This is a genomic window from Pseudomonas sp. S9, assembly GCF_000222125.1.
Taxonomy (GTDB): domain Bacteria; phylum Pseudomonadota; class Gammaproteobacteria; order Pseudomonadales; family Pseudomonadaceae; genus Aquipseudomonas; species Aquipseudomonas segetis.
Genome location: NZ_AFFX01000014.1, coordinates 56,872 through 66,310, shown reverse-complemented (window position 1 = coordinate 66,310; position 9,439 = coordinate 56,872). Strand labels below are relative to the sequence as shown.

The 9,439-nt window shown below is 57.3% G+C and carries 6 protein-coding genes; 1 reads left to right on the top strand and 5 read right to left on the bottom strand.

All coding sequences use genetic code 11. The features are described from left to right. On the top strand, window positions 1-908 hold a 908-nt coding region (locus PSES9_RS0121725), incomplete at its 5' end, for an MFS transporter (protein ID WP_010490546.1). A 61-nt stretch (window positions 909-969) separates the two neighbouring features. Here PSES9_RS0121725 and zapA read toward each other — a convergent pair. From zapA to hrpA, 5 genes are all read right to left on the bottom strand, one after another. Further along, complete coding sequence (gene zapA / locus PSES9_RS0121720; RefSeq protein ID WP_010490544.1) at window positions 970-1,275, bottom strand: cell division protein ZapA; 306 nt, start codon at window positions 1,273-1,275, stop codon at window positions 970-972. Further along, window positions 1,272-1,517 carry a hypothetical protein gene (locus PSES9_RS0121715; protein ID WP_010490542.1) on the bottom strand — a complete coding sequence of 82 codons (246 nt, stop codon included), beginning with the start codon at window positions 1,515-1,517 and terminating at the stop codon, window positions 1,272-1,274. Before PSES9_RS0121715 ends, zapA begins: the two co-directional genes overlap by 4 nt. Window positions 1,518-1,701: 184 nt before the next feature. After that, a complete protein-coding gene (locus tag PSES9_RS0121710) occupies window positions 1,702-2,127 on the bottom strand; it encodes a 3-isopropylmalate dehydratase large subunit (RefSeq protein WP_010490540.1) in 426 nt (141 codons plus the stop codon). A gap of 147 nt (window positions 2,128-2,274) precedes the next feature. Beyond that, entirely contained in the window at window positions 2,275-5,181 is a 2,907-nt protein-coding gene (locus PSES9_RS24060; RefSeq protein WP_010490538.1) for an HD domain-containing phosphohydrolase, read from the bottom strand. A 99-nt stretch (window positions 5,182-5,280) separates the two neighbouring features. Next, a complete protein-coding gene (hrpA, locus tag PSES9_RS0121700) occupies window positions 5,281-9,273 on the bottom strand; it encodes an ATP-dependent RNA helicase HrpA (protein WP_010490535.1) in 3,993 nt (1,330 codons plus the stop codon). Window positions 9,274-9,439 lie beyond the last annotated feature (166 nt).

The following is a 9,439-nucleotide window of genomic DNA, read 5'->3' as shown; positions in this document are numbered from 1 at the left end:
CCAGCGCCCTGGCCCCTGACTATCACAGCCTGATGATTTACCGCTTCTTCGCGGGGCTGCCGCACGGCGCCTATTTTGGCGTCGCCATGCTGGTCGCGGCCTCGATGGCGCCACCCCATAAACGTGCCAAGGCCGTCAGCCGAGTACTGATGGGGCTGTCTATCGCGATAGTGGTCGGCAACCCGATTGCCACCTGGCTTGGCCAGATGCTGAGCTGGCGATATGCATTTGCCATGGTCGCCTTGATTGCATTGCTGACCGTGGTCATGGTCGCCCTGTTCCTGCCTTTGGACAAGCAGCAGCCGCGCAGCGACCCACTGTCTGAAATGCGGGCGTTCAACCGCCCACAAGTCTGGCTGGCGCTGGCCATCAGCTCGGTTGGCTTTGCCGGGATGTTCTGTGTGTTCAGCTATATGGCACCGACCCTGATCGAAGTCACCCAGCTGAGCCCCAGCTGGATTCCCCTTTCACTGCTCGCGTTCGGGCTTGGCGGAATTATCGGTAACATTGGCGGTGGCTGGCTGTTCGATAAACTGCAATTCAAGGCAGTCGCCTGGCTGTTGCTTTGGAGTGCAGCAATACTGATGCTATTTCCAGTTGCCGCGCAATCGGCCTGGACCGTCTTCCCGGCAGTGTTTTCCGTCGGCAACATGGTTGCGTTGTCGCCAGCGTTGCAAACCCATCTGATGGATGTCGCCCATGGCGCGCAAACACTTGCAGCCGCATCCAATCATGCAGCCTTCAACGTGGCCAATGCGCTTGGCCCCTGGCTCGGTGGCCTGGCCATCAGTGCCGGCTTTGGCTGGACCTCTACCGGCTACATCGGCGCGATCACGGCATTGGCAGGCTTGCTGGTGTTCTTCTGGGCCTGGAAAATCGGTAACCCTGTAGAACAGGCCAATCCATAGCCGCGAAGATGAGGCTCGGCCTGGCCTTTGCTCAGGCCAGGCTTGGGCAAGACCTGATCAGCTAGGCCTCGCGAATCAAATTGTTGAGGCCAGCAACGCGCTCACTGATTTGCGCTTCCAACTGTTCGATCTGCGCTTGATGTTGCTGTTGCATTTCCAACTGCTGGGCACAGAGCTTGAGTGCAGTGAGCACCAACAACTTCTCCCCGACCAGCGTCGGGGATTCCTGCTTGGTTTCAGCCAGGAGTTTTTTCAGCATCAGTGCCGAAGCACTCAGCGCCTCGCTCTTGTCTGGCGCCGCCTTGATGCTGTAGTCACGCCCCAGGATGCTGATCACCGAGACGTTCTCTGTGGATGTGCGGTTCATTGATTCAACGCTGCCTCGGATGATTGACCTGCGCTGGCCAATTCAACCAGGGCCTGGATGCGTGCTGCTGTCTGGCCCTGCAGCTCTTCCTGCTCAAGTGCGCTTAGCTGCAAGGTCTCGTTTTCATCTTTGAGCGCTTGCAGTTCCTCGACCAATGATTCGTTGCGCTCGAGCAGGGACTTGTTGTCTTGCAAAAGGGTGCCGACAAGTTGTTCCAACTGCTTCAAATTGCTTTCTAACATAATGATTACTCAGGTCTTTTGCGCGGGGCCGCGACAATAAAGAAATTTTCTTGAAGAAGCCAGACACCTGCGCCCCTTTAATACAGATGCCCTGCCCAATCCAGCATAAAGTTCAAGCCAAGAGTCGCTACGACCCGCTCACCCCGGCCTGAGTTCCAAGGTGAGGGCCACAGAGCCTTATTGTTCAGGGCGTCTCGGCGCGGATATCAAAACCACTGCTGGATTCACTGACAATACGGAAGTGCTCGTCCTGCCCCTTGGTCACGGTCACTGCCACTTCTCGATTGAGACGGCCGTTGTTGCACAGGCTTTCTCCCTCTTCATAAATCGCAACCCCGACGATATGCCGCCCCGGGGCGACCGAGAAAGTTGCAGTTTCACCAATGCCAATACGGGCAGCCAGTTTGCGATCAAGCTTGAAAGCGACGTAGCAACCGCCACCAATAAAACCCATGTCTCGATTGATAATGATATTCCCGGCGTCCTGATCGGCCCGCTGGTACTCGAACATGCGGTCGTCCGGGATCTGGGTAATTTGGTCGGGGTGGGTTTTGTAAGATGAACAACCTGTCAACACAAGCATTGGTAGCACGGCATACATCAATCGCATTGGAGCCCTCCATGGGCGGCTGATTTATCTTGCTCTGCGAGCTTAGCGCATCGCTGCGGTATTGGCTCAAGCATAGAAGCGCTCAAGCCAACGAGGGTAATCAATCAAACCAAAGTGTTTCAGCACATCCGCACAAGGCATGGGCCATCAGCGCCTGCCCCCTTCGGGGTTGGCCGGTATGAATTTCGACAAATCCTGAGCGTCGAGTTGATCCTCATGCAAAAACTGCTCGGCATACTGCATGCAGGCACCCGAGCGGACAAAGATACTAAACAGCTCGCCATCCAGATGCCCAGCCTCACACATTCCACGCATGATATGCAGGGCCTGGCTGAGCGTCTTGCTTGGCTTGTAGGGTCGGTCACGGGCGGTGAGCGCCTCAAACACATCGGCAATCGCCATCATCCGCGCCAGCGGGCTTAGCTGCTCGCCGCTCAGGCCACAGGGATACCCCTGGCCATCCATGCGCTCGTGATGTCCACCTGCGATTTCGGGGACCTGCCTCAGGGCATTGGGGAAAGGCAAGGCATTGAGCATCTTGATGGTCTGAATGACATGCTCATTGATTTTATAGCGTTCTTCTTCGGTCAGGGTGCCACGCCTGATGGACAGGTTTTTCAGCTCGCCACGGTCGTACCAGAAACGCGGGATCGCCATGTTGAAGCCATAAACGTTGTCCTTGTCGAATGTCTCATTGGCCGGACGCGGGACCTGTTGCTCCGGCTTGTCGGCGATCAGGTTTTCCCACACAGGCAACTCGACGACAGGCTGGGCTTCCTTGCGCAATCGTTCTTCGCCGGAAATCCCCAGCCGGTCGTCAAGGGTGCGCAGCCAGCGCCTTTGGGCGATAAGCTGCAAACGCTGCAACTGCTCATCCCCCATGTACTCGCTGCCGGTGTTGCAGCGTGCGACAAAGCTGAACTCTTCATCAAGCAGTTGCCATTGTGCATCACGCGCAGCCTGGGCCTGAACAGGATCGGCACCTTCATTGATCGCTGTCAGATACTCAACCTGGGCATCGCGCTTGAGCACCTCGAATCGCAGGCGTATTTCATGAATACGGTCGTAGATGGTTTCCAGCTTGGTGGCCTTGTCAACCACATACTCAGGCGTGGTGACCTTGCCGCAATCGTGCAACCAGGCACCAATATGCAATGCATACCAATCGCCATCACTCATGCTGAAGCCCGCGTATGGCCCTTGCGCTTCCTTGCAGGCAGCTTCTGCCAGCAGCTTTGCGGCCTGTGGTACGCGCTCACAGTGACCGCCGGTATAAGGGCTCTTGGCGTCGATTGCGGTCGCAACCAGATGGATCAGCGACTCGAACAAGGCCTTTTGCTGCTCGATCAGGCCCCGCGTTTCCAGCGCCATGGCCGCAAACCTTGAAAGCACCCGGATAAACTCTACATGGCTTGCATCCAGGGCGTGATCATTGAACAACACCAGAACACCCACCAGTTCCTGCTCTCGACTCAGCAGCGGCACGCTCAAGGTGGCAATCTCAGGCAATCCCAAGATCGTGCAGGCGTGCTTGTCGGCGACCTGCTCGATTGGCTGTTCTTCCGCAATGCATTGCGCCACGCCAAATAACTGTTGGTCGAGGTTGACCTCGCTCAGGTCCAAGGGTTGCTGCAACCAACGCCCAGCGACAATTTTCAACGGCGCCTGAGGCGTCAGTCGCATATAGAGCAAAGCCCCTTTTGACTGACTGGCTTCGCTGGTCAAACGCAACAAGGTCGGTAGGAACTTCTCCAGATCAGGTTCGGCGCTGAGGCGAGTGATAATGTCCATAAAGCGCGCCAGGGTGATACTGCTCTGGTTTAATGCGCCACTCAGTTCACGCACTTCGGTGATAAAGCTTTTGGTTTCGATTGGCTCATTGAAATTGAAGCTACGAATCCCCTTGATCTTCAGTGTCAGCCGGGTGATCGGCGCAGCAATGTAACCCGACGCCCAAGCAGCCAGGGGCACGGCCAGAAGCAGTACGAGCAGGGTCTGCAGGAAGATCTGATTGCGCATGTTACGGGCAGCGCCGATCAGCTCGTCATTTGGAACCGTGATACCCAAATAAACCTGGGCCGTGCCTGAATCCGGCAAACGCAACAACTCGACGTGCCACAAGTTACCATCGACCTGGAGGCTGTTAAGCCTGAAGTCAGTATCCTGTTCGCCATTGAGTTCCTTGAGCATGGGCGCCAGTGCCGCCAGCTCAGGGCGCTGCAACTGCTCAACCTTCGGGGCACCGCGCACGCTCGCCAGAAAAACCTCGGGCCGGTCAGCGGCCAATACCTGCCCGTCACTGTTAAGCAGCACTAATTGACTGCTGGGCGTCAGGCGCCGCTCTACCAACAGTTGATCAAGCGCATTGTGGCCAATGTCCGACCCCACAACCACACCATGCTGGCCCGTATCAAAAGCCAGGGTTGAGCCGATATCACCGGTGTTAAAAAACTTATAAGGCATGGTACGAATCAATTCGCCGCGCCCCAGAGCCTGCTGATACCAGGGTCGTTGCCGGGGGTCGTAGCCTGCGCTGTCACGCTTGATCACCGGACCAACCTGCTTTAGCTGGCTGTCCAGGTACAAAAATCGCGTTCGGCTGGCGCCAAGCGGCGGATGCTCGATGCCATACACCAGATAAACAGCGCCCGCCGGGTCTGGATAACCAAGATTGACGTCGCGCCGCTCAATATCAGCAACCACAAAGTAATTACCTTGCTGGTCACCTGCAAAAAATGACACCGCCCCTGGCGCCGAACGCAGTTCTTCGACCATTGCCGGAACAGCTTTGAGCCAGTTATCAAAGCCTACTTCACGTAAATAAGGGCTGATCGCCAGGCGCTGCACGCTGGCTCGCACCGGCCCCATGAGATTATCGAAGTCGATGGCCGTTTGTTTGGCTGATTGCTGGGTGGCAACCAAGGCTTTCCGGTAGATGTACGCGGCGCTCTGCTGATAAGCCCCCAATGCGATAAACACGCCAACGCAACTGACCAAAATCACGATGGCGCTAACAATTAAGACCCGTAACTTGACCGTGCGACCAATGCCCATGAGCGTCCCTTGAATAAATAAGCGCCGCAATAAAGCCAATCATTGCCATATCACTATAGCTGGCTTGCCTATAAAGACTGTGGCAATGCGGCCTTGGGATCAGGCCTCGGTTTGCGCCCATTGTTTATTCAAGCGCTTATCCGACACTGCCATTTTGGTCCCCAACTGCTGGGCAAATAGCGAGACGCGATACTCCTCAAGCATCCAGCGATACAACTGCAACTGCGGGTCACGCTTGGCTTCCTGGATGTGTTTGGCGTAGCGGGCTTGATACTGCTCCAAATAACCTGCCAACTCACCGCTCCAGACGCGGTCGCGCTGCACCTGGCCGCCAATTTTATCCAGGCGCTGCTCAATGGCCTTCAGGTAGCGCGGCAACTCCTTGATCCACTGCGCAGGGGTCTCGCGAACAAAACCCGGGTAAACCAAGTGGCTTAATTGCTGCTTGATGTCATTGAGCGCGATCGCCTGGGCCAGGTCAATTTTGCCTTTGAAACGCTTTTGCAAGCTGTGCCAGAGCTTGAGGATTTCCAGGGTCAGCCGTGCCAGCCGCTCAGCATGGTCAAGCCAATCACCTCGTTTAGCCTCGGCCAGCGCCGCCAATGCCGCACCGTCGCGCGGCAAGGGGTCTTGACCATCGAGAATGCAGGAATCAAGACTGGCGAGCAGAATATCCTCGACCAACGCATCTATTCGGCCCATTTCTCGATATAACAATGCCAACTCGGTAAGACCCGGCAGTTTGCCGCGCATAAACTTTGCCGGCTCATTCAACTGCTGCAAGAGCAGGCGCTGTAAAGCGCGGCGATGTTGGAACTCGGCCTCGGCCTGAGTTGCAAAACGCCCTTCGTTAACCGTACCGGCCTCCTCGACCAGCGCCGGATAAACCGTCATGGACAACCCTGCAACCTGGTGCTGGGTTTTCTCGGCGACTTCGGCAAATGCCCTGGCTTCGATTGGCGCCTCGGTTTTGGCCGCCTGCGGCAACTCCAGGGCTTGCTGACTGGCCTTGTTGAAACGCACGGTCAACTCGGCCAGGTCACGGCCCTCACCCAGCACCTTGCCCTGGCTGTCGACCACCTCGATATTCATGCGCAAGTGGCTTTCAATCGCAGCGGCAGACTCAGCCCAGGCTTCATCCGGCACTCGCGCCCCGGTCATGCGTTGCAGCTCACGCCCCAGGGCCTGCGGCAAACTATCCTGGGCAAAGGTGATCTTGCTCAATGCCGCCGCCACAAAGTCCGGCACCGGCACAAAGTTCTTGCGCAGGGCCTTGGGCAAACCGCGAACCAGCGCCATGCACTTAGCATCAAGCAAGCCCGGTACCAGCCATTCCAGACGTTGTGCGGGAAGTTGCGGCAACAAGGGCGCAGGCACTCGCACCGTCACCCCATCCCGGGGATGATTAGGCTCAAAATGGTAACTGAGCGGCAACTGCAATTCAGCCAGATGCAAAGTATCCGGATACTGTGCAGCGGTGACCTCGCTGGCCTCGCGGGCGAGCACATCCTCCTCGCGCATGATCAGCAGTTGCGAATCCTTGGCACTTTCGCGTTTGTACCAGGACTCAAAACTCGCGGTTTGATAAATATCCGCCGGCAGACGTGCAGCGTAGTAGTCAAACAGGGTTTCTTCGTCAGCCAGAATGTCGCGACGGCGTGCCTTGGCTTCCAACTCGTCGAGACGCTCGAGCAACTGACGATTAGCGCTCAAACAACGTGCGCGGGAGTTGATCTCGCCACGCACCAGCCCTTCGCGGATAAACATTTCACGGGCCACCACCGGGTCAACAGGCCCGTAATGCACCGGGCGCCGGCCAACCACAATCAATCCATACAGGCTGACCTGCTCGTAGGCGACCACCTGGCCGCGCTTCTTTTCCCAGTGTGGTTCAAGGTGGTTTTTCTTAACCAGGTGCCCGGCCAGCGGTTCAATCCAGTCTGGCTCGATCTTGGCTACCATGCGCGCAAACAACTTGCTGGTTTCAACCAATTCCGAGGTCATGATCCACTGCGGCCGCTTGCGGCCAATCACCGTGGAAGGATGAATCCAGAAGCGCCGCTGCCGCGCGCCGAGGTAATCGCCATCCTCGGTTTTCTGGCCAATCTGGCTTAGCAAGCCTGACAATATGGCTTTGTGCAGCTTCTGGTAATCAACCGATTTGGCCTGTGCCTCATCCTTGGCCTGCTTGCCCTGCGGTTTTGCATCGCTCGGTTTGCCAGCATTTTTAGACGCAGCAGCTGCGCCATCCTCGCGCCGCCCTTTTAGCTGCAAGTCACGGCAAATCAGGGTCAACTGACGGTGCGCATCACGCCATTCGCGCAAACGCAGGTAGTTGAGAAAGTTCTTGCGGCACCAACTGCGTAACGCGCTTGAACCCAGGGCTTGGCGCTGCTCTTCAAACCCGCGCCAGATATTGATCACGGCGGCGAAGTCGGAATCGACATCCTTCCATTGAGCATGGGCTTGGTCGGCAGCCTGCTGGCGATCCGAGGGTCGCTCACGCGGGTCCTGCACCGACAGGTTGCTGGCGATGATCAAGACCTCATCCAGACTGCCCTGTTTGGCACCTTCCAGCACCATGCGCGCCAAGCGTGGATCGATCGGCAGGCGCGCCAACTGGCGCCCAAGCGCAGTCAGTTGCCCATCACGACTGACCGCAGAAAGCTCTTGCAGCAAGTTGAAACCGTCACTGATGGCCTTGCCATCTGGCGGCTCAATGAAGGGGAAGGCACTGATTTCACCCAGGCGCAGATGCAGCATCTGCAGGATAACCGCCGCCAGGTTGGTGCGCAGAATTTCCGGATCGGTAAATTCAGGGCGCGCAATGAAGTCTTCTTCACTGTAGAGGCGCACGCAAATGCCTGGTTCGACCCGGCCACAGCGACCTTTGCGCTGATTGGCACTGGCCTGTGAAACCGCCTCGATGGGCAAGCGCTGGACCTTGGCGCGATAGCTGTAGCGACTGATACGCGCAGTGCCGCTGTCGATCACATAGCGAATCCCGGGGACGGTCAGCGAGGTTTCAGCAACGTTGGTCGCCAGGACGATTTTACGCCCTGGCATGGGCCTGAAGATTTTCTGTTGCTCGGCAGGCGTCAGGCGGGCGTACAGGGGCAAGACCTCGGTATGCCTGAGCTGGGCCTTGCGCAGTATCTCCGCCGCATCGCGGATCTCGCGCTCACCCGGCAAGAACACCAGCACATCACCCGGCAGCTTGCCCTCACTGCGCTCATAGGCACTGAGCTCATCAATGGTTGCGATGATTGCCTGGTCGACCGAGAGGTCATCTTCAACCCGGTTACCGTCTTCATCCTGCTCGGCAGTGAGCGGCCGGTACCAGGTTTCAACCGGGTAGGTTCGCCCAGAGACTTCAACCACTGGCGCGCCATCGAAGTGTTTGGAAAAACGCTCGAGGTCGATGGTCGCCGAGGTGATGATCAGCTTGAGATCGGGGCGCCGAGGCAGCAGGGTTTTCAGATAGCCGAGCAAAAAGTCGATATTCAGGCTGCGCTCGTGCGCCTCGTCGACAATGATGGTGTCGTACTTGTCGAGAAAGCGATCATGCTGGGTTTCCGCCAGCAAGATACCGTCGGTCATCAGTTTGACCAGGCTACGCTCATTACTTTGGTCTTCGAAGCGTACCTGGTAACCCACCAGTTCCCCGAGCGGAGTGCCGATTTCTTCGGCAACACGCGTGGCAACACTGCGCGCGGCCAGTCGCCGTGGCTGGGTATGACCAATCAGGCCCTGGATACCGCGGCCCAGCTCAAGACAGATTTTCGGTAGCTGAGTGGTTTTACCCGATCCGGTTTCACCGGCGATGACCACCACTTGATGGCCGGCGATGGCCGCCTTGATTTCGTCGCGCTTGGCGGCGATGGGCAAGGCATCGTCATAACGCATTGCTGGCACGCTCAGGCGCCGCGCCTCAACCTTGGCCACCGATGCCTGAAAGCGTTGCAACCACTGTGCAAGCTTGGCTTCATCGGGCCGTTTACGCAGCTCATGCAGCTGTCTGCGCAAGCGATGGCGGTCAATAATCAGCGCTTGATCGAGGTTTTTCAGCAGGCGTTCAGTGTGATCAGTCATCGGTACCGTTCGGTGAGGTTGGGCAGACGGTGTGTTTCAAGCCCCGGCTAACAGCCGCCAATTGTCGCAGATTTCCACTGGCGATGGGGCTGGGCAAGCGATCAGAAAAATACCCCGGCATAAAACGACAAAACCCCGCAGCAGCGGGGTTTTGTCTAAAGCCAGC